General features: G+C 42.1%; 24 protein-coding genes. 13 read left to right on the plus strand and 11 right to left on the minus strand.

Annotated elements, in window-relative coordinates:
* Window positions 1–174 precede the first annotated feature (174 nt).
* Together hemC and glgA are read left to right on the plus strand one after the other, a co-directional pair.
* Window positions 175–1,146 carry a hydroxymethylbilane synthase gene (gene hemC, locus GJB62_RS17875; RefSeq protein ID WP_114081208.1) on the plus strand — a complete coding sequence of 324 codons (972 nt, stop codon included), beginning with the start codon at window positions 175–177 and terminating at the stop codon, window positions 1,144–1,146.
* Between the two features lie 131 nt (window positions 1,147–1,277).
* A complete protein-coding gene (gene glgA, locus GJB62_RS17880) occupies window positions 1,278–2,720 on the plus strand; it encodes a glycogen synthase GlgA (RefSeq protein ID WP_114081207.1) in 1,443 nt (480 codons plus the stop codon).
* Between the two features lie 379 nt (window positions 2,721–3,099).
* Here glgA and GJB62_RS17885 read toward each other — a convergent pair whose 3' ends face one another.
* On the minus strand, window positions 3,100–4,371 hold the full coding sequence (locus GJB62_RS17885; protein WP_114081206.1) for a HEAT repeat domain-containing protein: 1,272 nt from the start codon (window positions 4,369–4,371) through the stop codon (window positions 3,100–3,102).
* 292 nt (window positions 4,372–4,663) lie between these two features.
* Here GJB62_RS17885 and GJB62_RS17890 point away from each other — a divergent pair, with 292 nt between their 5' ends.
* The 6 genes from GJB62_RS17890 (at window position 4,664) to GJB62_RS17915 (ending at window position 10,785) form a co-directional block, all read left to right on the plus strand.
* Window positions 4,664–5,464 (plus strand): DUF1838 family protein, encoded by an 801-nt coding sequence (locus GJB62_RS17890; RefSeq protein ID WP_114081205.1) that lies wholly within the window; start codon window positions 4,664–4,666, stop codon window positions 5,462–5,464.
* Between the two features lie 455 nt (window positions 5,465–5,919).
* Window positions 5,920–8,457, plus strand: coding sequence for a TIR domain-containing protein (locus GJB62_RS17895; protein ID WP_114081204.1), 2,538 nt, complete (start codon window positions 5,920–5,922; stop codon window positions 8,455–8,457).
* Between the two features lie 360 nt (window positions 8,458–8,817).
* Complete coding sequence (locus GJB62_RS17900) at window positions 8,818–9,057, plus strand: hypothetical protein (protein WP_114081203.1); 240 nt, start codon at window positions 8,818–8,820, stop codon at window positions 9,055–9,057.
* Window positions 9,058–9,089: 32 nt separating this feature from the next.
* A complete protein-coding gene (locus tag GJB62_RS17905) occupies window positions 9,090–9,995 on the plus strand; it encodes a HEAT repeat domain-containing protein (protein ID WP_114081202.1) in 906 nt (301 codons plus the stop codon).
* Between the two features lie 108 nt (window positions 9,996–10,103).
* On the plus strand, window positions 10,104–10,403 hold the full coding sequence (locus tag GJB62_RS17910) for a type II toxin-antitoxin system HigB family toxin (protein ID WP_114081201.1): 300 nt from the start codon (window positions 10,104–10,106) through the stop codon (window positions 10,401–10,403).
* Window positions 10,387–10,785, plus strand: a complete 399-nt coding sequence (locus GJB62_RS17915) for a transcriptional regulator (RefSeq protein ID WP_114081200.1) — start codon at window positions 10,387–10,389, stop codon at window positions 10,783–10,785. The genes GJB62_RS17910 and GJB62_RS17915 overlap by 17 nt, the downstream gene beginning before the upstream one ends.
* A 56-nt stretch (window positions 10,786–10,841) precedes the next feature.
* Here GJB62_RS17915 and GJB62_RS17920 read toward each other — a convergent pair whose 3' ends face one another.
* The 4 genes from GJB62_RS17920 to GJB62_RS17935 form a co-directional block, all read right to left on the minus strand.
* Window positions 10,842–11,450 carry a HEAT repeat domain-containing protein gene (locus GJB62_RS17920; RefSeq protein WP_114081199.1) on the minus strand — a complete coding sequence of 203 codons (609 nt, stop codon included), beginning with the start codon at window positions 11,448–11,450 and terminating at the stop codon, window positions 10,842–10,844.
* A gap of 195 nt (window positions 11,451–11,645) precedes the next feature.
* A complete protein-coding gene (locus tag GJB62_RS17925) occupies window positions 11,646–12,140 on the minus strand; it encodes a bleomycin hydrolase (protein WP_012410161.1) in 495 nt (164 codons plus the stop codon).
* Window positions 12,141–12,226: 86 nt separating this feature from the next.
* Window positions 12,227–12,784 carry a bleomycin hydrolase gene (locus GJB62_RS17930; RefSeq protein ID WP_012410162.1) on the minus strand — a complete coding sequence of 186 codons (558 nt, stop codon included), beginning with the start codon at window positions 12,782–12,784 and terminating at the stop codon, window positions 12,227–12,229.
* 353 nt (window positions 12,785–13,137) lie between these two features.
* Window positions 13,138–13,305: an NblA/ycf18 family protein gene (locus GJB62_RS17935; RefSeq protein ID WP_114081198.1), complete on the minus strand. Its 168-nt coding sequence runs from the start codon at window positions 13,303–13,305 to the stop codon at window positions 13,138–13,140.
* Window positions 13,306–13,612: 307 nt separating this feature from the next.
* Here GJB62_RS17935 and GJB62_RS17940 point away from each other — a divergent pair, with 307 nt between their 5' ends.
* The 3 genes from GJB62_RS17940 (at window position 13,613) to GJB62_RS17950 (ending at window position 15,963) form a co-directional block, all read left to right on the plus strand.
* Window positions 13,613–14,227 carry a phycobiliprotein lyase gene (locus GJB62_RS17940; protein WP_114081247.1) on the plus strand — a complete coding sequence of 205 codons (615 nt, stop codon included), beginning with the start codon at window positions 13,613–13,615 and terminating at the stop codon, window positions 14,225–14,227.
* Window positions 14,224–14,769 (plus strand): hypothetical protein, encoded by a 546-nt coding sequence (locus GJB62_RS17945; RefSeq protein WP_114081197.1) that lies wholly within the window; start codon window positions 14,224–14,226, stop codon window positions 14,767–14,769. Before GJB62_RS17940 ends, GJB62_RS17945 begins: the two co-directional genes overlap by 4 nt.
* Before the next feature lie 426 nt (window positions 14,770–15,195).
* Entirely contained in the window at window positions 15,196–15,963 is a 768-nt protein-coding gene (locus GJB62_RS17950; protein WP_012410166.1) for a phycobilisome rod-core linker polypeptide, read from the plus strand.
* Window positions 15,964–16,194: 231 nt separating this feature from the next.
* Here the strand turns inward: GJB62_RS17950 and GJB62_RS17955 are convergent, their stop codons facing one another.
* The 5 genes from GJB62_RS17955 to GJB62_RS17975 form a co-directional block, all read right to left on the minus strand.
* Window positions 16,195–17,112 carry an RluA family pseudouridine synthase gene (locus GJB62_RS17955; RefSeq protein WP_114081246.1) on the minus strand — a complete coding sequence of 306 codons (918 nt, stop codon included), beginning with the start codon at window positions 17,110–17,112 and terminating at the stop codon, window positions 16,195–16,197.
* A 378-nt stretch (window positions 17,113–17,490) separates the two neighbouring features.
* On the minus strand, window positions 17,491–18,171 hold the full coding sequence (locus GJB62_RS17960; RefSeq protein ID WP_114081196.1) for a Uma2 family endonuclease: 681 nt from the start codon (window positions 18,169–18,171) through the stop codon (window positions 17,491–17,493).
* Window positions 18,172–18,272: 101 nt separating this feature from the next.
* Window positions 18,273–18,626, minus strand: a complete 354-nt coding sequence (locus tag GJB62_RS17965) for a DUF952 domain-containing protein (protein ID WP_114081195.1) — start codon at window positions 18,624–18,626, stop codon at window positions 18,273–18,275.
* 16 nt (window positions 18,627–18,642) lie between these two features.
* Window positions 18,643–19,023, minus strand: a complete 381-nt coding sequence (locus tag GJB62_RS17970; protein ID WP_114081194.1) for a KGK domain-containing protein — start codon at window positions 19,021–19,023, stop codon at window positions 18,643–18,645.
* A 219-nt stretch (window positions 19,024–19,242) separates the two neighbouring features.
* Window positions 19,243–20,757, minus strand: coding sequence for a thioredoxin-like domain-containing protein (locus GJB62_RS17975; protein WP_114081193.1), 1,515 nt, complete (start codon window positions 20,755–20,757; stop codon window positions 19,243–19,245).
* 61 nt (window positions 20,758–20,818) lie between these two features.
* Here GJB62_RS17975 and GJB62_RS17980 point away from each other — a divergent pair, with 61 nt between their 5' ends.
* Window positions 20,819–21,733: a glutaminase gene (locus GJB62_RS17980; protein WP_114081192.1), complete on the plus strand. Its 915-nt coding sequence runs from the start codon at window positions 20,819–20,821 to the stop codon at window positions 21,731–21,733.
* Here the strand turns inward: GJB62_RS17980 and GJB62_RS17985 are convergent.
* Window positions 21,710–23,356 (minus strand): hypothetical protein, encoded by a 1,647-nt coding sequence (locus GJB62_RS17985; RefSeq protein WP_114081245.1) that lies wholly within the window; start codon window positions 23,354–23,356, stop codon window positions 21,710–21,712. The genes GJB62_RS17980 and GJB62_RS17985 overlap by 24 nt on opposite strands.
* A gap of 538 nt (window positions 23,357–23,894) precedes the next feature.
* Between GJB62_RS17985 and psaA the strand changes: the two genes are divergently transcribed.
* Complete coding sequence (psaA, locus tag GJB62_RS17990) at window positions 23,895–26,153, plus strand: photosystem I core protein PsaA (protein WP_114081191.1); 2,259 nt, start codon at window positions 23,895–23,897, stop codon at window positions 26,151–26,153.
* The last annotated feature ends 51 nt before the right edge of the window (window positions 26,154–26,204 follow it).

Genomic DNA, 26,204 nt, shown 5'->3' on the forward strand with positions numbered 1-26,204 from the left:
CTACAAACTAATCAAATGCTGTACTAACTAGCATTGTTCAAGATTCCCAAAACCAGCTTTTGGTAAAGAATTGTAATCCAAAATCCAAAATCCAAACCCCAAAATTAGTATGAGTCCCTGACTACGGTAGTCTAGATGAGAGTGAATTTATCGCCTCCTTTGATATATAGTTTTATGACTTCAGTTGTTTCTAGTCCCCCACGCACTATTCGGATCGGTTCACGCAAAAGCCAACTTGCTTTGGTTCAAACCTATTGGGTACAAGCGCAACTCCAGAAAAGCTTTCCTGATATCACTTTTGAAGTCCACACCATGTCTACCCAAGGCGACAAAATCCTTGATGTAGCATTAGCTAAGATTGGCGATAAAGGACTTTTTACTAAAGAACTTGAAGTGGGAATGCTCAATCAAGAGATTGACTTTGCGGTTCATTCCCTCAAGGATTTGCCGACTAACTTACCAGAAGGATTGACACTGGCAGCAATTACTGAACGGGAAAATCCAGCCGATGCCTTAGTTGTGCATGAAAAGCACAAAGATAAACAAATCGATACTTTACCCGAAGGTGCAGTAATTGGGACATCTTCACTGCGGCGGTTAGCACAGTTACGCCACCACTTCCCCCACTTTACTTTTAAAGATGTGCGGGGAAATTTGATTACACGATTGGCAAAACTGGATGCAGGCGAATACGATGCCTTAATTTTGGCAGCCGCCGGATTAGAAAGATTGGAAATGAGCGATCGCGTTCATCAAATTATCCCCAAAGAAATTTCCCTCCACGCCGTTGGACAAGGTGCTTTAGGGATAGAATGCCGTGCTGATGATAGTGAATTGCTAACTCTACTCAAAGCAATCGAACATCCTGCAACACGCGATCGCTGTCTCGCCGAACGTTCTTTTCTACGCTCTTTAGAAGGCGGATGTCAAGTACCTATTGGTGTAAATACAGAAATCTCTGGTGAGAATTTGACCTTAACAGGCATAGTTGCCAGTATAGATGGTCAAAAGTTGGTAAAAGATACCGTCACTGGAATTGCCAACAATGCCGAAGCGCTAGGTATTGAACTAGCAGAGTTATTACGGCAACAGGGAGCGCAAGAAATTTTATCAGAAATTTTTGCGGTCATTCAACGCGGTTCCTAAGCAATTGGGCAAGCCGATGTGATTAGATAAGAATTGATCGTCGTTGTACCAAAGACGCGACAAATTGCGTTGGTCGCGATCATCAAGTTAATTTGACAATTATAGACAGAATCGGGGAAGCAAAAATTACCATGCGGATTCTATTTGTTGCAGCAGAAGCAGCACCCATTGCGAAAGTAGGAGGAATGGGTGATGTTGTTGGGGCATTACCCAAATTTCTGAGAGAAATGGGGCATGATGTGCGGATATTCTTGCCTTACTATGGCTTCCTGCCAGACAAAATGGAAATTCCCAAAGAACCCATCTGGCGGGGGTCTGCCATGTTCCAGGAATTTGCTGTTTATGAAAGCGTTCTGCCTGGTACTGATGTTCCCTTGTACTTATTTGGACATCCCGTCTTCCTACCTCGCCGCATTTATTCTGGAGATGATGAAGACTGGCGGTTCACTTTCTTTTCCAATGGTGCAGCCGAGTTTGCCTGGAATTACTGGAAACCAGACATTATCCATTGTCATGACTGGCATACGGGGATGATTCCGGTGTGGATGCACCAAGATCCAGATATCACCACAGTGTTTACCATTCATAACCTGGCTTATCAAGGGCCGTGGCGTTGGTATTTAGAAAAAATTACTTGGTGTCCTTGGTATATGCAAGGACACAACACAATGGCAGCAGCAGTGCAATTTGCCAATAAGGTAAATACAGTTTCGCCTACATACGCCGAGCAAATCAAGACACCTGCTTATGGTGAAACATTAGAAGGTTTGCTGTCTTTTATTAGCGGTAAGTTATCGGGGATTATCAATGGGATTGATACTGAAGTTTATAATCCCGAAGATGACAAATATATTGCTCAAACCTTCACTACTGAGACTTTAGATAAACGCAAGGCTAACAAAATTGCTTTGCAAGAAGAAGTAGGATTAGAAGTCAATTCTAAAGCCTTTTTAATTGGGATTGTTACCCGATTAGTAGAACAAAAAGGCATTGATTTGATCTTGCAAATCCTCGATCGCTTCCTATCTTATACAGATGCACAGTTTGTTTTGTTGGGAACAGGCGATCGCTACTATGAAACTCAGATGTGGCAATTAGCATCCCGCTTTCCGGGACGCATGGCAACTTACTTACTGTATAACGATGCCCTGTCTCGCCGCATTTATGCTGGTACTGATGCCTTCTTGATGCCTAGTCGTTTTGAACCATGCGGTATCAGTCAAATGATGTCTTTGCGTTACGGTTCAGTACCTATTGTTCGCCGCACAGGTGGATTAGTTGACACCGTAAGCCATCACGACCCCGAAAATGCCGCAGGTACTGGTTATTGCTTTGACCGCTATGAACCGCTAGACCTTTTCACTTGTATGATCCGAGCTTGGGAAGGCTTCCGTTTCAAACCGCAATGGCAAGAACTACAAAAACGGGGCATGAATGAAGATTTTAGTTGGTATAAATCTGCTAAAGAGTACGTCAAGTTGTACAGGTCAATTTATGGTTTGCCAGAAGAAGAAGAAAAGACACCAGAACCAGAGTTAGTGTTAAACGAAGCAGTTAAGAGTAGCAAGTCCTAAATTGTCAGGACGCACAACTTAAACCTAGCGAATGGAATTCGCGGCTACACAGACAAAGCCCACCTCCGTGGGCTAATAGAAAATTAATGATGGGCTTAAGTCTATTGTTTTTAACCCGCGTAGGCGGGTTTTGTTTGTGTAGACGCGGTTTCTAACCGCCCTTTTAACTCAATACAGTTCAGGTAAGGTTAAAACTCTTTGTCACAGTCAATTTTTTTAACGTAGACGTTTCGGCTTGCCGCAGGCTACCACAGAGGCGCAGAGAAGCCAGTGCGTTGGGCGGGTTCCCCGACTTAAAGCAACTGGCGCGGCACAGAGAGACGGAAAAAATGCTTAATTGAACCGTATTGCCTTTTAACTCCAAACTTCTAACTCCTAACTATTTAGTACTTGTTGCTTTCGCCCTAATTAACCAATCAGCATCTTTAGTGCAAATTTGCCGACCAGAGGAATCTCCTAAGCGGTCTAGCGCCAATAAACAAGCATATTTCAAATCCCAAATTGGCGTATTGAGGCAAATTTTGATTTCAGAAATTGCTCGTGAATCACCCAATTCACCAAGAGCGATCGCACACGCCGCACGAGATTTCTGAAACTGAGGTTCGCGGTTGTGCAGGTTTTCTATTAACAAATCGTAGGCGGGAGCATATTTCAGCCAGCCGAAAAGTTTCATTACATGATAATGAGCGCCATAATCGTTATATGCTTTATCCCCATAAGTTGTTAAAAGTGCTTGGGGTGCTTCTTGGGGATAGATATCTAGTAAGGTTTTTGTCGCCAAATAGCAGCGTCCAAAATCGGTTTCGTAGAGTTCGTTAATGACAAAATCTAATACAGGGGTCGCGTCATACTCATGTACTAAATCAAGGTCGTTAGGATGATCGTAAAGTACTTTTTCTAAGTAAGGTTGAATTTCTGTAAAGGTAATTTCACCACTGGGAACGCCTGCATCCAAAAGCATTCGCAAACCTCGCAGGCGAAACACCAGAGATACAGGACAACGGGCAATTTCTGGGATGGCTTTGTAGTAGCGTGCATCAATCAAGTCTTGAATGCAACCCCGCCGTGCATTGACGCTAGAACTTTGCAGCAGCGCCATCACCTCAGTGATTTGGGAGTAGTCACCGCTAAAACGACAAACTGTAGCGATCGCAGCACTACGCGTAGGTTCATCTTCAGCTTGAGTAAATTTATTTACACGTTCCAAAGACGGCTGATAGTCAGCATTAGCTAAAGTGTGAATAATAACTCGATAAATTTGACCTGGTTTATCCAGTAGTTGCGCCACTTCTTCAAGAATATCTGGATCTTTAGTCCCGATTTCCCCGATCGCCCACACGGTATTTTCGACAGTATAAATATCATCATCTTTAAGGCACTGCCGAATTACAGGTAAAGCTGATTCCGCCTGCAATCGTCCCAAGCTTTCCACAGCCTTGCGTCGAACAATGCGATGGTCTAACTCATCAGGGTTACTAGTTTCAATCGCTCGTACCAAAGCCGCGATCGACTGTTCAGTGGGATAATTAATCAGATGGGAAACAGCAATATACTTATCAGAAGCGTCTTCGAGTTGTTCTAATGGTGTATCGATAATTGCGATCGCTTGTTCTTCTGTTAGCCCAAACATTTTAAAAAAACGTTTATCCATTGATCTATAAATGGCTCGTGGATAATTGCTCAGAGTTCATGTTTACTATCGTACTAGGGACTGGGGACTGCAAAATTTTTTTATGTAAGCTCTGTTAGATGAACGTTGCTATGTCTAGCGACAAACCGCTTTGCATCTTAGTAGTCATTTTAAAATGATAAGAGTCCTATAAGACTCATATTTAATTTTTCCCTAGGTACAACAAAAAAAGCTTTCTTTCCTATTGCCTTTTTCCCCCTTGCTATTGCCTTTTAAGCCAAAGTACATCACAAATAAAAGCGAATGCCTATATATGAATGATTATTTAGATGACTACGAATTTAATAACCTTGATTTTTACAGAAAAAATCATGGGTTACAGCTTTATTACAACTGGTCTGGAGAAATATGGTGGCAAGAAACGCCAGACAAGCCAAAAGAAAAATTGTTCTCTATTATTGGGATGAATGCTACCAAAGTATTTCTCAAACCCGATCCTGAACATGGCGAGGTTGGGTATCGCATCAATAGAGAGTTGGGTTTATTTTGCGATCCAGATACTCAAGAAATTCTGCACTTTTGGCAGTCACCAACAGCAAGTCAACCAGTACCAGTAGTTCACATTGCTAACCGCATTGTCCAAGGCTCAGTCAAACCAAAGAAATCTGTTATACCCAAAGGCAAGGGATACATTACCTCGGTTATGGAAATTCCTTTAGAATACCCACATCCTTTAGCAGGAGATAGTAAATATTTAGATTATTGCCCTGGAGAAAAGTTTAAGGGAGTTGAGTACTTTATATCAAATACTTGCCGACCTGATGCAACTGAAGTTCCTCCTGCAAAATGGGCGAGAGACTGTCCTTGGTTGCCCTGGATGAAATTAGGATATGCTCATCCAGCTAAATTAAGATTTGAAACAACAATATTTAGAGTAGATTCTTTTGAGCAGCTTCATCCTAGGTTGGTCGAGTTGGTGAGAGAAAAAGTACCAATTTATGAATTCACGCCAACAGAAAGTGACGAACCGAATGTGACGAGCATTCAATACTTTAAGAAAAATTTTGAATCCTACTTGCGAGGAGATATTTTCCCACTAGAGGAAACTTTTTAAGTGGTTTTTGTACAGTCAGTAGACTCTTATAATTTATCCAAGGCAATCAGCTTTTATACATTTCCCAAAAAGCGGTATCATACACCACTATTTTTTGGAGATCGCAAAACTTTTCGGTCTACTGATTGTGCCAGCAGTGTATATTAGGGGTGCAAGTTAGCGATCACTTGGGATGTGAAAGATTGAACACTGTTTTATCTCCGTGTTAATAAGAGGATTTACTCACCCACAGACGCGGACACGCAAAGAGCAGAAAGGAGTTAATAATTTTGTTACTTCACCTCATCTATCAACTTGATACCAAATCTATGTGAGACTGCATAAAATAACTCCCAGCACAGAATTTCAAGTGTTTTATTGTGTGAATTTTCATAGGCAATTTGTATAATTATTTTTGTTCAAGAATATAACATACTGAAACTAAATAGGTTTATATCTTGTTCACCACGACACCCATGATATCAAATAAGCCAGTCGAAATTTTTATTTCTTATTCACATAAAGATGAAGGTTTGCGAGATGAATTGGCAGAACATCTGAAGCCTTTGCAGCGGCAAGGGCTTATTTCGGTTTGGTGTGATCGTGACATTGACATAACAGCCGCACAAGACTGGACAGTACAAAGTGACCAAAATTTGGAACGAGCGCAGATAATTTTACTGCTCGTTAGTTCTTCCTATCTAGCGTCAGATTACTGCCATAATGAGATGCTTAGGGCACTGGAGCGCCATGCAGATGGAGAGGCACGCGTAATTCCTTTGATTCTACGTCCAGTAGATTGGATGATAACCCCATTTAGCAAACTTCAGGTATTACCTAGAAATGCACAACCTTTGACAAGTTGGGCTGATCGTGATAAAGCGTTCAGCGAAATCGTAGAGGAAATCCGAAGAATTGTTGAAGCTTATTACAGTGATTCTGTTGATTTATCTTCCGACTCCAATAAATTGGGAGGCTTTGAAAAACCAAAAATCTTCATCTCATTCTCCAATAAAGATGATGATATGTTGTATGAATTGACAGCACATTTGCAAATACTTCAAAGGCAGGGAGAAATCGATGTTTGGACAGATAGAATGATTTTACCTGGTGCTGACTGGGCAAATGAAATTGATCAAAACTTTAATATATCTGACATAATTTTGGTTCTTATAAGCTCTGCATACTTGTCATCAAATTGGACGATAATTGAACTTGAGAAGGCATTGGTGAGGCATAATTCTGGTCAGGTTCGCATAATTCCCATCATCTTAAGCCCAACAAACCTACCTCCCGAAAGTCCTTTATATAAGATGCAGTCTTTACCACGCGATGGCAAACCAGTGAGCAGTTGGGTAGATCGCAATGAAGCTTGGATTGATGTAATGCGTGGTCTTCAAAATGTGATTCGAAATTTTCATAAGGAGGAGATTGAATCTTCAGATAAACCGTCTCCTAACTTTACTGAAATTGTAGAAAAGTCAGTTTACCAAATTGGTTATATCTTTCGCACCGCAGGTACACCTGAACTTAACTACGAGGAACCCCAGGAATTCGAAAACTTCAAAGTTGAGTTGCAAACTTTAGGAAAAGGACTAGCTGTTGAAGGACCATCTGGAATAGGTAAAACTTCAACAATGCGTAGAGTAATTAGCAGTATTCAACCAGCATTACCCACAAAATGGATTTCCTCTATTTCCAATAACTCTCATAAAGAAATAGAGCAGAGCTTGAACCAGGGATTTGATGGCTACTTGATCATAGATGATTTCCATCACCTCTCGGATGAATACAAAGATCGTGTTGCGAAAGCTATTAAATTCCAATCGGAACAAGATACCCCCAAGTCAAAAATTATAGTTATTGGAATTAATCGAGTTAGGCATATGTTGATGGAGGGTTTTCCAGAACTGGCTGGGAGGGTTGGAATAATTTCTATGAACAAACAGCCTGATGAAAAAGTTCAGGCAATGATTGAGAAAGGTGAGCGAGCAGCAAATATTAAATTTCATAACCGTGCACAAATTGTAGAAGCTTCGGATGGAAGTTTTTTTACAGCACAACATCTTTGTCTCTATTTAGCTACAAAGGCTGGCGTGACTGGTACACAGAAAGAATATAAGATAATTGAGTATGGACCAACTGATGTAATGAGTCAGGTGCTTGACCAGTTTGCGTTCAAATACCGAAATGAATTGGACATATTGGCAAGTGTGGATGCTAGCAGCCCATTAAAGGGCGCTGGTCTTGTACTTTTATGGCTTCTTCGTCGTGAGGGTGTTGGCTTCATTTATATGAATGAAGCAAGACATCAATATCCAGAGTTAGGCCAAAGTTTTGATAGATTAGTAAATGGTGAGCTACAAACTTGCTTTGACAATAATGTACGTCTAGCTAAACTACTCTTTTATGACGAGAGATCTGGAATGCTAGTTCTTGAAGATCCGCAACTTGTTTTCTATTTAAGGAATATTATCTGGCGTGAATTTGCCCGTAAAACAGGTCATGAAATCGAGATATCTGAAGATGAAAAGTTAATCTTTAAGAAACTTCCGAGAGTTAAGCATAAGTTAAACAATCAATTATTTTTACTTCTAGCTAACATGAAAGAATTTTTGAATAGCTTACCTACCCCTGTTAAGATTTTTGTTGGCTTTGGCTTGATTGGGCTTGTCTTAATTGGAGTAGTACAATCCGATAAATTACCCTTTCTAGAAGGGAATAACACAGGAACTGAAAACAAACAAAAGGAAATGATTAAGGTACAACTTATCGTACAAACAGAAGATAGTGCACCAATATCAGATGTAGAAATTCAATTTATCAGTCAAGGTGCTCCGTCAACAGCATTTACAAAAAGTAATGGTTATGCTCAGATTGAAATCCCTTCTAGAGATGATGTTGATATTGTATTAAGCAAAAAAGGGTACGAAGTGCTAACAGAGACAATAAATATTTCTACTGACCCAAATAGGACCAAGAGCTTTCGGCTAAAGAAAAAGAAATTGAATTAAGTATTTATATACATTCAGTAGACCGAAAATTTTTGCGATCGCCAAAAAATAGTAATTACAACGATCTAAGCCTACGCACTTCAACATAAAAAAGCCTAGAAGACTTACCCTAAGTAAGATTAAAGGCTGTAGCTGGGTGTGACTTTTGAAGATTTATATCAAAAAGCTTTACCAGTGGTAACGCTATCTGAGAAGATCGGAATATATGCGTTTGTCAGCGACTTGTTAGTTACCTCTTGCCAATAGTTCAATTTTATGAATTTGCTAAGTGCCGCTCTTTAGCGAGTAACCACATACAAACGATAGTCGAACACTGACTACACATCATTCATATAAACACGCATTTAGGAAACAAAAGTTATGGATGAAAATTCAGAATTCACAACAACCGATAACATAACTCCTCAAGATGTCGCCGAAGTGATTGCAGAACTTGAGCTATATCGGGAACGTCTAGTTCAAGAAACTACAGAAACAGCAAAACGGGCGAAATTGATGAGGGTAAATGTTATGGCACAACTGGAGCCTGAACTTGCCAAAATTGATTCTGCCCTCCAAGAACTACGTAATCAGCAAGCTGCTCTGAGCGTCAATAACTAGTAATCATCTTGATAATTTAGCTATAAGTCATAATGCTCGACTCCAAAACTCAATCCGGGGAAGATTCGTTACATCTTTCCCAGGCAGAAACCGATGCTTTACTTGCAACAGTGAATGAGCAATTAGGCTTAAAATCCTTCAACTCTGACGATCAAGAGCTACTCAAGCAGATGATTGAGAGTATGGGAGACTCACGGGGGATGGTTAGGTTGAGTTTTGCAGAGGCGCTGGGTAAAGTCGGTAAACCAGCGACCCCTTTATTAATGGAAGCTGTGGCAAATCACCCCAACCCAGTTGTACGCAGAGCCAGCGCCAAAACCCTGACACTGATTGCCGATCCGATCGCAGTTCCCACCTTGGTTAATGCCCTCCTAAATGATGAAGATACAGTGGTCAAAACCTCGGCGGTGGGGGGACTTGCCAAAATCGGTGAGGCAGCTGTGCCAGCATTGCTGAAAATCTTAGCGTCAACTGAGTATCCAGAAAGTGCTAAAGGACATGCTGTGTGGGCGCTGGGATTTATTGGAGCAGAAGCGAAGGAGCATTTATATCGAGAAATTAACTCAGACTCGGCTGATGTTCGCGCTGCGGTGGTGGGTGCGATCGCTAAAATTGCTGAAGAAGGTACTGAAGAAGGAGCATTTCACATTCTAGTGAACGCTCTCACTGATTCATCTCTAATGGTGCGTTGTGAAGCAGCATCTGCTTTGGGCAGTCTGGCTTATCAACCCGCGATTCCTAATCTAGTTGAGTTACTGCATCATCCCGATTGGGAAACCCGAAAAGCGGCGGCTCTAGCATTAATGAAAATTGGCGATCGCACTGCCTTAGAACCTCTACAAGCCGCATTAACCCAAGAACAGGAAGCAGGAGTTCAGGCGGTGATCAAGTTGGCGATTTCTCAAATTGAGAGACAGTTAGAGGAAGATTCTTGGTAATAGGGCATGTATGTTCACATCTTGACATTTTCCTCTCTTTTTGAGAGTATTTAATTGACAATTAGTTTTTTGTTGATTAATAAATATAGACAAAAAACCTAAAGACAAATGCATCTGATTGCGATTCGTAACCTCCGCATTGATGCTGCCCAGTACCCAGATGTCAAAAAGCAAATTGACGACTGGTACGCAACCGTCAAAAAAGTGGAATGGCGGAACTTGGAGGACGTTCGCCAGATTTATCGGGATGCGGAAGCGGTTGGAAATTTTACTGTATTTAATATCAAAGGGAATGACTATCGCCTGATTGTCGGTATTGATTACGAAAACCAAACGGTTTATTACAAATACTTTCTAACTCACGCTGAATACGACAAAGGTAAATGGAAAAATGACCCTTACTTTTGACCAAGCTGCTTATAGTATTCTGCTATCTGAAGTTGCTCCCAAGGTGATTGAGACAGAAGAAGAGTATGATCGCGCCCTAGCTGTGGCAGAGCGCCTAACATTTTGCAAGAATCGGACTCCAGAAGAACAAGCTCTGCATAAGCTGATAGTAACGCTGATTGAAGTGTATGAGGCACAGAACTATCCAATGGATGAATCTGCACCGCATGAAGTTCTCCAACACATTATGGAAGCTAGTGATACTCGTCAAGCTGACTTAGTGGGCATCATCGGATCGAGTGGCGTTGTGTCTGAGGTTGTGAACGGTAAGCGGTCGATTAGTAAGGCACAAGCTAAGGCACTTGCAGATTACTTCAAGGTGACACCCAGTTTGTTCATCTAGTGTATCCGCTCTATTAGAATTGATAAAAGTAGTTGTATAAAAGAGGATAGCGATCGCTATCCTCTTTTATAATTAATCACCTGATCTAATCGGGGCAAAGCACTCACTGCTGATTCACGAACATAGGGATCGGCAGATTCATCATCAGTTAATGCTGTCAACACTTCTACTCCCCGCATATCACCCATCGAACCCAGTGCATTAACAATCGCTACAGCCAGGGCAACATTATCTATTGTTTTCAGAGCCTCAGCCAAAATTTCAAAGGCAGGAGAACCAATTTCACCCAGTGCCATTACTGATGCAATATAGACAACGGCATTTGGGTCATTGAGCGCTGTTTTTAATCCCTGTAAGCCCTCATCTGGGAAAGGAACATCGGGATGGTTAGCAGCAACCTGTGCCAGAGCCTTAGCACAACTACCCCGAATGGTTGCATTCTCGCTATTTATTAATGAATCTACCAATGATGGGACAGCATCTGTACCAATAGCACCCAGTGCCTTAACAGCAGCACGACGGTAAGTCACATCTTCTTCATCCAAAATACCCATTAAGCGAGAAATCGTATTTTCATCACGAACATCAGCCAGTTCCCACATGGCTCGTTCCCGCAGATTTGGGTTAGGGTGTTTCAACTGTTCAAATAATGAATCTATTGTCATAAAAGAAAATTTCCCTGTTTAAATCCCCCAGGTTCAATCATTAATTACGAATTACGAATTACGAATTAAGAATTAGTAACAACTGAGGGACTCTTGATCAATCACTCAACCAGATACAGGCAAAGCAACAGACTGAGAGTCCCTGAGTTTTAGAGTATAACGATCGCTCGTCTACGTCTAGTCAAATCCTATTACTTATGAAAGGGAGTTGATTACGTAGTCGAGAAGAGCGCGGAACTCACCTAATGCTTGAGGAGACAAGTCACGAGGAGAACAAGCGCGATCGCGAGTGTAGGTCAACGCGGTAACGTAGGGAGCAGTAGGCAGACCCAAAGAGCGGTAAACTTCACGAGCGCCTGCAATACCCCACTCATCCAGAGGGCCAGTACCGCCCACAACTAAGCTGTAGTTGATCAAGCGTAGATAGTGCTTGATGTCGCGGAAGCACTTGTCTTTCTTAACTTGAGTGTCGCCAGCTTCACCTTCTTGGGTCAGGTAAGGATATTTCTTAAAAGCAGCATCATAAGCTTCTTTAGCGACTGCATCAATACCAGCAGCCAACTTTTCAGCAGCTTCTAAACGAGCGCTAGCACGTTGAATGCTACCTTGAACGGATTCTAGATCAGAGGTGGTTGGAAAACGACCTGCTGCATCAGCAGATCCAATAACCGTAGTGATAACTGATTTCATTGCTTTTTATACTCCAGATTAGATGTGATCGGGTTTTGTATTTCAGTTGGCTTGACTAATAGGCTTAAGACATTAGCGATTAGCAATTAGCTCAGAGCAGAAATAACGCGATCGAAGTAGCTAGCAGCTTCAGCAGCTAGAGCAGAGCAGTCGCCTTGAGGAGTGTCAATCTTGCGGAATTTTTTGCCAGCGTTAGCTTCAGTGTTGGTGTTGGTGATGTGAGCGACGCTGATAGCCTTCAGGATTTGGAAAGCACGTACAGAAGATCCAGTAGGTACGCCCAAAGCTGTGTAGGTTTCTTTCAGACCGTTCAAAGCGCGATCATCTAATACAGAAGAATCGCCAGCCAATAACGCATAAGTTACATAGCGCAGAACGATTTCAGCATCACGTAGGCAAGCAGCCATCCGGCGAGTGGGGTACAAGTTACCACCAGCTTGAAGCAAACCTGTGTTTTCACAAGCAATACCAGCAATGGCATCAGAAACTGCACAGCTAGCGTTGCTGGCGATCGCATTCACAGCATCAAGGCGCTTGTTGCCTTCAGCAATGAAAGACTTAAGGGCTGCTAAGTCAGCACCACCGATAGGAGCGGTTTTGGCATCAGCCGCAATTACAGCTCTGGAAAAAGCATCAAGAACCATGAGTTCTCCTTAATATTCACAAATGGCGGATATTATTTCTGGCGTGTTCTCGATCAGAATTAACTGTGAGTAGCCAAACAAAAACATAGGGGATCAATAGTGCCCTAGTCTTTACTATGAGAGACAAAGTAATAATCTGTAATATTTAATTTGGGAATTGGGAAGAGGACTTGGGGACAAGGAGAATTGGGGACAAGGGGAAAGACTTGTTTCAAGTTCTCACCTCTTGTCCCCTTGTCCCCTGCTCCCTGCCCCCTGTCTCTTCCAATGCCTAAAAAATTAAGACTTACGCATTTCAACGGAACTCTGCCACTGCGTAAGTCTTAAGGAAAGGATATTCTTTTTTTACTCTATCAAGCTTGTTTTAGCAGGTGTTTGACCAAATTATCTTTTACCATCATCTGCCGTAAAACTTCTAACAAAAATTCTTGAGCTTCTTGTTGACTCAAATTCTTTACCTGGTCTTTCAAATTTTGTAAGCGAAACTGTTGCTCTAATGTTAATTCGACTGGAAAATCCATCATTACACTCCTCTGATTGACTGAATCGAAGGTATCGGTTGTTACTAGTAATGTGAAGACGATCGCTTTAAACTATTTTAGCACTGAGATATTAAAGTGTCCACATTGTCAAGCTATAAATAACCACCCTCATAAAAATTTACAATTTGGTAACAACATCTCTATCTCACCCTGCGTTTGTAGGGAGTTTGTTGAAGCTGATCGCTAATCGCTGTAATGTTTAGAATGTTTATATACCAATAACTGTAAAAAGAAAAAACACGTATAACATCATCCGCAGGAGTCATAAGTAGGAGTCAGAAGATTGATAGACGCAATGGAATTTTTTCAGCTAAGTGCTGGTAAGTGGCGATCGCAACGAGCAACTCATCATCTGGCGTTCAAGCGCTCAGAGACGGGAGAATCGGATATACAAGTAGAAACTCTGGAAGCCAATCATCCAGAAATTATTGAACTGTGCCAGTATCATGAAATTGACCCCAGCCTTTCAGTAGGAGGGTCACGTGTGCGTTGGCTAGGCACAATGGCTTGGGATAGAGAGAACGAAGAGAACCATCAGGGGAAAACTATATTTGCGATCGTGCCTGATGAGGATAACCCAAGGGCTGGCAAATTACTGCGCGAAAGAGGCTATGCCGAAATTGTGCCTGTAGTCGGTCTTTTTCACATGGATGATGAAGATGGACTAGTGTTGACAACCGAATATGAAACAATGAGTTCCATTGAGAGGTTCTGGTTTGCCAGCCCAAATATGCGACTGCGAACCAGTACAGTAAAACGGTTTGGTGGCTTCAGTACGGCATCGTTTTGTACTGAAAGCCGCATCGAAAGTTCTGTTGAGGTTTCCGGCACAGAACAGGTGACATCCGCACAAGTGCAAGATGTAGAAAAAAGACAATTTTATTCAGTTCTGGGTTGGTGAATTATCTCAAGCAAAGTGATGCTTTTACTCGTGGGCAAGATTATCTGCATCGGGTGCAGAGACTTGCCCTAGAGCCGGGGATGGTGGATGTGTTCGATAACCTGCGCGATCGCATCCCCATTTGTACTTGGATTGGCGAAAATATTAACACCGTAAACGCTCAGATCAACGCCTACTTAGAAGTTTGTCATGAGTGCTTTCATCCGCAAGAGCGTCGCCACATCCAAATTTTTGCAGTCCCCATAGCTCAATCTTTTGGCATAGACGGGCTGTGCAATATTCTCACAAATCCAATCACTATTTTGGTAGATGTTGGTCGAGTTGCACCTAAAGACTGGTTTGGTGTAGTCGTCCATGAATACGCCCATGCCCATCTAGGAGACTTTGGTCACAATCAGCAGTTTGCTAGCATCCTCTCGCATCTATGTTTAGGGCTGGGATTAGAACCACCCTACTGGGAGGAAGGAATGGAAGCAACTTTGCGTAGCTGGCCTTACTGTAAGTCAACCATAGATCCTCTGGAATTTTGGATAGGTCGTTGAGGGGGCAGGGAGCAGGGGAGCAGGGGACAATAGGTGAGAACTTGAAACAAGTCTTTCCCCTTGTCCCCAATTCTCCTTGTCCCCAAGTCCTCTTCCCAATTCCCAATCTTCCATTAATTTCTTTTGCTGAATGTTAAATTTTATTGCTCCAGTTAAAAAAAGTGAAACTCAATCTTCTAATCTGAAATATGTGAATAAAATTTTTTAGTCATTTACAGTAACTATTAAGCTGGAAGTTGCACTACTTTTTTTATTGATTAGCTATGGGTTAAATCCAGTGTGCTAATCGTTTTTCATACCAATACTTAAAATCACCCTTAGTTAAGTTTCGTGAAATTTTATCAGAATCTGAGGTTCTGATACAACTACTCCCTTAATATGTGATTTAAAGTTGTTAACTTTAATTAAGAACATGGAGGCTTTAGAATGGCAATTCCTCTGTTAGAATATGAACCTTCAAGTCAAAACCAGCGTGTTGCTGGATATGAAGTACCGGGTGATGAACAGCCCAGGATTTTTACTACAGACAATATCCTGTCTCCATCAGATTTAGGCGATCTGATCGAAGCAGCATATCGTCAACTTTTCTTTTATGCTTTTGCTGCCGATCGCGAAACATATTTAGAGTCTCAACTCCGTAATGGACAAATTACAGTACGAGACTTTGTTCGTGGATTGGTTCTTTCCAATACCTTTAAAAAAAGCTTTTACGACCTCAACAATAATTACCGCTTTGTTGAGCAAGTAATTCAGCGCGTTCTAGGACGTGACCCATACAACGAGCGCGAAAAAATCGCTTGGTCAATTGTGGTCGCTACCAAGGGTATTGTAGGCTTTGTTGATGAAGTTCTCAACACTGAAGAGTACCTGAGCAATTTTGGATATTCCACAGTGCCCTATCAGCGCCGTCGGATACTGCCATCTCAATCTACAGGCGAGTTACCATTTAACATCAAATCTCCGCGATACGAAGATTACCACCGTGCCAAACTGGGTTTCCCCCAAATCATTTGGCAGGTCGAAGTACGCAGATTCCTTCCACAAGAGCAAAAGCCAAAAGCTGGCGATCCAGCTCTGTTCTTGACTATGGCACAAAGTGTCAATGCAACTGGCAATACGCCACAAAGAATCTCGTCATTCAACATCGATATCGAAAAGTCTGTACCTTATCGCCAGTTAGCTGGAATTAAGTAACAATTTTTGGTCGGCGGCTGTCTAGTACATCGCTTTGATCATTTTATAGCGTGCATGAGTCTTGGGTTATGTAGGAGTTTCATTTAGGTATAACTAGTGAAACAGACTCTATCCCATGTCTGATGCACGCTAGTTGTTAATGGGAATTGGGAATTGGGAATGGGCATTGGGAATGGTTTTTTTTAATGCCCTATGTCTGTAAAATACAGTGATTTGTATGCCTGAGATGAGCTAAAGTGTAGTTCGTCTTTTTAGCATCTCCAAAAGTTTTGTAAATTGGGTGGGAGGGGTAGCTGTCACCTCAATCATCTCGCCGGATAGGGGATGCTGTAATCTTAGCCGCCAAGCGTGTAGTGCTTGACCGGACAAATTTACGCCCACTGAATGACCAGAACTATAAACTGGGTCGCCGACAATGGGATTACCCATTTTGGCGCTATGGACACGTATTTGATGGGTGCGTCCTGTTTCTAATTGGAAGCGGATTAAAGTGAAATTACCGAGGCGTTCTAGTACTTGCCAATGAGTGACGGCAGATCGTCCGCCTTGTTCAATAGGCATAATAGCCATTTTTTTGCGGTCTTGTGGATGGCGACCAATGGGTAAGTCAATTGTGCCACTCTCAACTTTTGGCGCACCGTAAACCACGCCCAAGTATTCTCTGCGTGCGGTTTTAGCTTTGAGTTGAGCTTGTAGGTGATGATGGGCAACTTCTGTTTTTGCGATCGCGATCGCTCCCGTAGTATCCTTATCCAATCGATGGACGATTCCCGGACGTTGGACTCCGCCAATTCCTGGTAAATTAGGACAGTGAGCCAACAAAGCATTTACCAGTGTGCCATCTGGATGACCGGGTGCGGGGTGGACAACTAAGCCTGCGGGTTTGTTGAGAATAAGTAATTGGTCATCTTCGTAGAGGATATCTAAAGGGATATCTTCTGCTAGCAATTCTAGGGGTTGTGCTTCTGGTATTTCCAGAGTGATGCGATCGCCTAGCTTGACATTGATTTTCTTAGAAGTGCAAACTTTATCATTAAGTTGGACATTACCCTGTTCGATTAACTGCTGGATGCGCGAACGGGATAAATCTGGTAATTCTTGCGAAAGGAAACGGTCAATGCGATCGCCTTTAGTGTCGGTGCAGTGTATCGTATTACTGGAGGGAAGTAAGCTAGGTGCTGCATCCTCTATATAAGAAGACAAGCGTTCGCCCTTGGCGTTGGCGCAGCCATCGCTATTTTCTTGGATTTGTAAATTAAATTCGGTCACAATTGCTCTGGATTATTAATTCCCCGTTCTTTAAGTAAAGCGCGGAATCTCTTTATTTGGGTGGTTAGAAACTTAGTCTACACAAGCAAAACCGACAGAGGTGGGTTTTAAAACCTTAATTTGGACTTAAATTTTGTCTGTATAGGGGTAAATTCTATTCACCCTAGCTGTCTTGTATTTGTTCTCTTAACCATTGTCGAAATGATCTAAGGGACTTCCAAATAAAAAAATGTCCCAAAACTGACGAAAGAACCCTCTCTATTTCTCTTCTCTCTGTGTTCTCTGTGTCTCTGTGGTTCGTTTATTTGGATAATTTATTTCTTGGAAGTCCCTAAGTGCTAAACTTGTTCCTGTGGTTCGTGCCATTTCCACAAACCGAGGAATTATTTCATTGACAGGAAAAGCAGGAAATATGGCGCTTGTGAGAGACTTTATATATTGTTCACCTTGTAATAAGTTAATTTCTAAATTTTTACTTTCATATCGCCAAATTTCAGGTACTTTTAACGCCTGATATGCACTAATTTGGGTTTTAGAGGTGACATCAATTTCAATCGCTAAATCAGGAGGAGGATCAACTGTTAAGTCGATCTTATCCTTGCCAATCATTAGCTGATAGTTTTGAATATAAAAACAATCATCAGGTTCAATACCTACACTTGTATCTTTTCGCTTAAAGGTGGTTGAACCTAAAGATTCCCAATTCAGATTGAGTTCATCTAGCAAGGCTTTTACTAAGTCTCCGATAATTACCTTCGTTCGCTCATGTTCTGGTAATGGAGCCATAATTTCTAGTGTTCCTTGGCTGTATGCTACTCTACTGGCACGATGCTCTCCTAACTCGTTGAGAATTGCTTCAAATACTTGCCAACTTACATCTTCCAGGATTATTCTTTGCCCTGCTGGAACTCGAATTTGTTTTAGTTGAAGAGTAACCATAGGATGTTAGTTGTTAAATAATGATTTCATTTTTACTCCACACCTCAAACCTTTGATTTTTCATCTTCCTTCTTTGCGCCCTTTGCGTCCTTAGCGGTTCGTTATTCTTTTAAATCTATAACTTCTTGCGGCAACTTAAACAAACCATCTTTCCTAGCTTCAAAATCAACCACCCGATACACAGCATCAATATTTAACTCACCATAAATGTGAGGAAATAATTCGCCGATTTCAGCCTCTTCATAACGAATTTCAGCTTGCACTTTCTCAGAATCAATAAAAAGTAGTACTAATTCTTTTTGATAATTAAAAAATCTCTTTGCAACTTTGAGTATTTGCGTTGATTTTGAACAATGTATAAAACCTTCACTGTCTAACGAATCAGCGTGATAGCTACCGAGTATTTTCGCATCTTCCCATTGTTGGCTTTTGGTTATATGGAGGATAGTATTCATGTTGCTTGTATTGATGTTATTCTATCTTAATAGGTTCATCTGGATAAAATTCAAAACATACATTATTTGGTTGATGGCTATTAGGATATATAAATACCAGAATTTCTAATTTGCCTTTCTGCCAACCTTTCCCATCGATTTTAAGAACCTGACAATCTTTGACAGCATTTAGTTTAATTTCACTAAAGGGTATGAACTCATCTCTGGCAGAGATACTGCCAAACAAACTACCAATTAAATCATTATTAATTTTAGTTTTATATGTGCAAATTTCCTGCCGCCATTTACTCACAATTTCTCGTATAACTAACTCTCTTAGTTTACTGACTTTAAAAGTATCTTTCTCCAAAGAAATGACATCATCTTCACACTCTAAAAGAATAAACTTATTTTTCATATCATGCTTATGCTGTCAATTCAGATTCGTAGTAGTTGCTTTTTAGTTTATACTCAGCATCAGATTATAATGTAAATTTTTTGGTGCAACTCTAGTAGAAATACTGAATAGGAAACTAGGACAAATATTACGCGCTTTTTCTAAAAAATTCTTACTGGAAGTATCATACCTAGGCGCAAAGTCTTTTGACTATTCGCACTTTTGCATGGGGTTATCATCTTATAAATTCAGAGGAATACAAACATCTGGCGCACACAAAGTAGTAAAATTCAGCGTTGTCACCTCAAAGGTATTCAAATCTACGCGACGAATAGAGTGGTTATTAGTATCAGCAATATATAGATATGAACCACTAGCAGTCAATCCCGAAGGTTCAAAAAAACGAGTATTCTTACCTTGTCCATCTTGTAAACCAGCAATACCATCTCCCAAAATTGTTTGACAATTACCACTAGGACTAACTAATTTAATTTTGTGATTGTAGGTATCTGCTACCCATATAAAATTCTGAGCAAATTCCACTCCTAAACAGTGTTGTAAACGGACATCTTCACCTTGTCCATCAACGTCACCAAAACCAAATAAACCCCCACTACCGCAAACGGTTCGCACTTGATACGGTTCTACGATTCCAACACCACGAATTGAACTAACTTCACTGTCAGCGATATATAATTCTTTTCCATCGGTGCTAATACCACTGGGTTGAGCAAAGGCAGATTCGGTAAGTGAACCATCAACGCAAGCTTCTGCACCAGTACCAGCATAAGTTTTAATCATGCTAGTTTCTAAATCCATTTCCCAGATTTGATGTGGCCCAGCCATTGCAATAAACAAGGTATTTCCCACCTTGACTAAATCCCAAGGGGAATTCAGCGCAGTTTCTAAACCAACACCGCCATGAGGATGAATATTCCGGCTTTGTTCACCAGTTCCTGCGATCGCACTTACAACTTGACGCTTCAAGTCAACTCGCCGCAGGGTATGATTTTCTGTATCAGCAACATAAAGAATTTGATTTTCTGCATCATAAGCCATTCCCTGTGGTGCATAAAACTGCGCTTCGTTAAAAGCACCATCCGTTAAACCAGATTTTCCAGTACCAATCAAATGCAGAATTTTGCCGTCGAAGCTACTCATAATCAGGCGATGATGTCCAGAATCAGCGATGAACAAACCCGCTTGGGTAGCTAAGACTTTACCAGGAAAAGCTAGGGGAGTAATTAATGGCTGGCGCTGTTTTTCTAATATCAAACTAAGTTCTTGAAAATTAATCGTGCCTTTATCCTGGTGTTGCTGAATTAACTTTTGAATTAATTCGTCTAAAGTGTCACGGTTTCCTTCTCCAGAAATCTGACCAATCACGTAACCTTCTGGATCAATAATTATTAATGTAGGCCAAGCACGTACAGCATATTCTTCCCAAAGTCGAAAATTGCTGTCAACTATAACTGGGTGTTCAACGTCGTAGCGCAGGATAGCTTGGCGAATATTTTCTGTTTCTTTTTCATTGTCAAATTTGGCAGAATGGACACCAATAATGGTAAGGCTATCTTTATATTTCTGTTCTAAATATTTCAGGTTTGGCAGAATATGCAGACAATTTATACAGCAGTATGTCCAAAAATCTAAAATTATGACTCTACCCTTGAGTTGTTTAAGAGACAAAGGTTTGTCGGTATTCAGCCAAGAGTAATTTTGTGGTAATTCTGGCGCTCTAACACGGGGAAGCATAGTAGTTCGTAATTCGTAATTCGTAGTTCGTAATTAATAATTGAATCTGGGTGTATCTGTTGTGAAAGGACTTGAAAAATTAACTACTACGGAGTTATCAGCTTGGATAGAACAAGCTAAAATTCAGGCTAAACAGGGACGAGTTATCGATCGCATTCCGCAATTAGCTTTAGCCGATCCTGGTTGGTTTGCAGTTCACGTCTGCTGTGAATCGGGGAAAAATATCAGCTTTGGGGATACAGGTTGTGTGTTCCCGCTAATGAGCGTTATTAAGACATTCTCTTTACTTTATCTGCTGGAACATTTTGGTGCAGAAACAGTTTTTGGCTGGGTTGGAGTTGAACCATCGGATGCACCCTTCAATTCTTTAGAACAATTAGTTAGCGATCGCGGCCGCCCCCGTAACCCGATGATTAATAGTGGGGCAATCACCCTTGCTGATAAGTTACCAGGAAAGGATGCTACCCAACGCACTCTCTTATTTTGCCAATGGCTTAACCAATTAGCAGGTTGCCAACTCAGTTTAGATGAAGTAATGCTGGCTTCAGTGCGATTAACCCGTTCAACAGCCAATGAAGCGATCGCAAACTATCTTAGCGAAACAGGTTATTTAGAAAATCTTGAAATAGCACTTGACACTTATGAGCAAATATGTTGTATTTCTGGGCGAGTTGAAGATTTAGCTCTGTTAGGAAAACTTCTAGCTTGTGAAAGTGGGTTAGTGAAATCACAGAATCGCCGGATTGTCAATGCTGTGATGTTAACTTGTGGACTTTATGAAGCTTCTGCCGATTTTGCAGTGAGGATTGGTGTACCGATGAAATCAGGGATTGGTGGTGGACTTGCCGCAATAGTCCCAGGTGAGGGAGCGATCGCTTGCTACAGTCCTGGGTTGGATGATATAGGAAATCCTGTAGGTGCGATCGCATTTGTTGAGGCTTTAGCGCAAGATTTACAGTTGAGTGTCTTTGCTTGATTCCGGTTTTTCTGCTTCGGGAGCGCTTATTTTAGGTAACGGCGTTGATTCAGGGGTTGGTATTACCTCTGGCTGTGGTTCTGCTACAGGAGACTCAATAATCTCTGGCAGTGCAGGTGGCAAATTAGGAGATGGCGCAACTGTTACTTCTGGAGTAGGTGTCTTGCTCGTTCGGCGCTTAAAATATCCGCTAAATCTAGATTTTGTTGGCTGAGGCACAACTTTTTCTGACGGTGTTGATTCAGGAGTTGGTGTTACCTCTGGCTGTGGTTCTGGTGTTGGCGTAATTATTTCTGGTGCTGGAGACTCAATAATCTCTGGCAATGCAGGTGGCAAACTAGGAGATGGCTCAACTGTTACTTCTGGAGTAGGTGTCTTACCCGCCCGACGGTTAAAAAATCCGTCAACTTTAGGTTTAGTTGGCTGGGGCGCAACTTTTTCAGGTAGCGGCGTTGATTCTGGAGTCGGCGTTACCGTTGGCTGTGCTTCTGATGGTGTCGGGGATAAGGTAGGAGATGGTACAACCGTTGGAACTTCCAATTTTGGTTCTTCTGGCTGTGTTTTAGATTCTTTCGGAGCTTCAGTTTCAGGAAGAGGCTGCTTTTCTAGCTTCGGTTGGATTTGAGGTGTTTTTTCAACAGAAGGCGTAGGTGTAAGTTTATAATTCGGGTCTACAATGCCACGTACCTCATCTGCTGTGAGTTCTCCCCTCACAATTTTCGACAAAGTATCTTTACCCTTTGGCTGGAAGTCAATGACTCGCACTGTGGTATTGAAGACATTTTTGAGAGGATTTCCCTGATTATCGAGAAATTCTAGCTTTATCCAGTTTTTACCAGTTTGGAAGCCTTTAAGATAAACTGCCTGCCAGCGATCGAAAACAAAGCTTTCACCATTAATTGTGACGCGGATGCGCCAATCACTAAATCCTTCGTTAGTGTTTTCCTTGTCAACGAGGTGCAGGGGAGCGTTAGTGAGATAAAAGTCTAGTAAGATTGGCTCTGCCCCGTAGCTACTTTGGGGACGGCTGTAAGTTAGCAGAGGTAATTTGGCATCTGGGTTGTTGTCGTCTGTTTTGGTAAAAACATGAAATGTTGTCTGAGCATAAGCACCTTCATTCTTAAAGCTTTCATGCCAAGGACGAGAGGCAAAGACACGCAGGGTATGAGTACCTGGGGACAACTCTGGCAAAACCAAGGGTTGATTCAGGTCGTAAACAGGAATATAAGGTTGATTATCCAGAATTACGTGGAGATGTGGCCCCAGTTGTAATTGTTGGTCTTTAAATATTGGTAGATCCTTAACCTGAAAACTGGCTGTAACTTTATTAGCTTGGAAAACTTCATCAGGCCTTGGAGTCAGAATTGCGACTTGTGGCTGATAAACTTCCAAACTTGGACGCAGTGCTTGGATAACAGATGGTGGGGAAACTTCCGAAAATTGCTTTGAAATTTGAGAAATCTGTGGAGGGTTTTCTCTATAACCAGTAGATACTTCCCGGCTATCGGCTTTCTCACCGCAACTGGTCAAGCTTAATACCAGCACCAATGTCATTATCCATCTGAGAATCGGGAACTTCTTAGGAAGGAGCTTCTCTAACACCCTTTTCTGCCACGAGTTCATGCGTTGCACCCAGTGATAGTCTTCGACAATTGACAGATTATTTTCGCTCAAACTGTCCATCTGGCACTATAGCCCAAAAGGTGAAATCTACCTCACATTCCCTAAGTTCTCCTATGTCTATTTCAGTAAATTTTAAAACAAGTCATACTTTTTACAGCTTTTTACTTACAACAATGGAAATATGACACAAATGTTCATGAGTAATAGCAGTAAAAGCTGGAATTCGAGTGTATACAGCAAAATCATAAAACTTACGAATTGTTATTCTTTGTAAATTAAAATGGTTAATCTATTGACTTTTAGACAAATAGTTTGAAGTTAAAAGGCAGATAAGACGGTAATTTCAGCAATTTTCCACCAAGTTTGAATTATTGTTAAAATATCTCCAACAAAGTGCAGGTGAAGACTCTATAATTCAACGAGAAACAACTCTCCACATAGGGTCTTCATCGCGGCTTCAGTAAAATTCTGAGTATGCGGTAATGGTTCACTTTGTGGTATTCATGATTCCTCATTCCTTATCAAGAGAGGAGGTCAAATGACAATAAGTCCTCCGGAGCGAGAGGAAAAGAAGGCAAGAGTAATCGTCGATAACGATCCAGTTCCAACCTCATTCGAGAGATGGGCGCAACCTGGACACTTTGACAGATCCTTAGCCAGAGGTCCCAAAACCACCACATGGATTTGGAACCTGCACGCACTCGCCCATGATTTTGATACACATACAAGCGATTTAGAAGACATATCCCGCAAGATATTCTCAGCCCACTTCGGCCACCTAGCCGTAGTGATGGTTTGGTTGAGCGGGATGATTTTCCACGGCGCGAAGTTTTCTAACTACGAAGCTTGGCTAAGTGACCCGTTGAACGTTAAGCCTAGCGCTCAAGTCGTTTGGCCCATTGTTGGACAAGACATTTTAAACGGTGATGTTGGCGGTGGTTTCCACGGTATTCAAATCACCTCCGGTTTGTTCCAAGTATGGCGTGGTTGGGGGATTACAAACTCCTTCCAGCTTTATGTAACTGCGATCGGTGGCTTGGTATTAGCAGGCTTATTCTTATTTGCCGGCTGGTTCCACTACCACAAACGCGCTCCCAAACTGGAATGGTTCCAGAATGTGGAGTCGATGCTGAATCACCACTTGCAAGTATTGCTAGGTTGTGGTTCCTTGGGATGGGCAGGTCACTTAATCCACGTGTCCGCACCGACCAACAAGCTTTTGGATGCAGGTGTTGCTCTCAAAGACATCCCCTTGCCCCACGAGTTCATCTTGAACAAAGACTTGTTGACCGAGTTGTATCCCAGCTTTGCTGCTGGTTTAGCACCTTTCTTCACCTTGAACTGGGGTCAGTATGCTGACTTCCTAACCTTCAAGGGCGGTCTGAACCCAGTAACAGGCGGCTTGTGGATGACTGACATCGCTCATCACCACTTAGCGATCGCAGTTCTCTTTATCGTTGCTGGTCATCAATACCGTACCAACTGGGGTATTGGTCACAGCATTAAAGAGATCCTAGAAAACCACAAAGGTCCTTTCACTGGTGAAGGTCACAAAGGTCTCTACGAAAACCTGACCACATCTTGGCACGCTCAGTTGGCTACTAACCTGGCCTTCTTGGGTTCGCTGACCATCATCATCGCGCATCACATGTACGCGATGCCCCCCTATCCATATTTGGCAACTGATTACGCTACACAGTTGTGCATATTCACTCACCATATTTGGATCGGTGGCTTCTTGATTGTTGGTGGAGCAGCTCACGCTGCGATCTTCATGGTGCGGGATTACGATCCAGTTGTGAATCAAAACAACGTATTGGATCGGGTAATTCGTCACCGTGATGCGATTATTTCTCACCTGAACTGGGTATGTATTTTCTTAGGCTTCCATAGCTTTGGACTTTACATCCACAACGACACAATGCGTGCATTGGGTCGTCCTCAAGACTTGTTCTCTGATACAGGGATTCAATTGCAGCCAGTATTTGCCCAGTGGATACAAAATATCCACGCCTTGGCTCCTGGTACAACTGCACCTAATGCCCTAGAACCAGTTAGCTATGTCTTTGGCGGCGGTATTTTGGCTGTTGGCGGTAAAGTGGCAGCTGCACCCATTGCTTTGGGCACAGCCGACTTCCTAATTCACCACATTCACGCTTTCACCATTCACGTCACCGTCCTAATTCTGCTCAAAGGTGTGCTGTATGCCCGTAGCTCTCGTCTGATTCCAGACAAAGCAAACCTGGGCTTCCGCTTCCCCTGCGACGGGCCTGGTCGTGGCGGTACTTGCCAAGTGTCTGGTTGGGATCACGTATTCCTCGGACTATTCTGGATGTACAACTCCCTGTCTATTGTAATTTTCCACTTCAGTTGGAAGATGCAATCAGATGTTTGGGGAACCGTAGATGCAGATGGTACTGTGACTCACATCACTGGTGGCAACTTTGCCCAAAGTGCTATTACCATCAACGGTTGGTTACGGGACTTCTTGTGGGCACAAGCTACACAAGTCATCAATTCCTATGGCAGCGCGCTATCTGCCTATGGTCTACTCTTCTTAGGCGCTCACTTTGTCTGGGCATTCAGCTTGATGTTCCTGTTCAGTGGTCGCGGCTACTGGCAAGAACTGATTGAGTCCATTGTTTGGGCGCATAACAAACTGAAGGTAGCACCAGCAATTCAGCCTCGTGCTCTGAGTATTATTCAGGGTCGGGCTGTAGGGGTAGCTCACTACCTCTTGGGAGGAATTGCCACAACTTGGGCATTCTTCCATGCACACATCCTTTCAGTAGGGTAGCAATCAGTTATTGAGTGCTGAGTACTGAGTGCTGAGTCAAAACTCAGAACT

The sequence above is a fragment of the Nostoc sp. ATCC 53789 genome, assembly GCF_009873495.1.
GTDB lineage: Bacteria > Cyanobacteriota > Cyanobacteriia > Cyanobacteriales > Nostocaceae > Nostoc > Nostoc muscorum_A.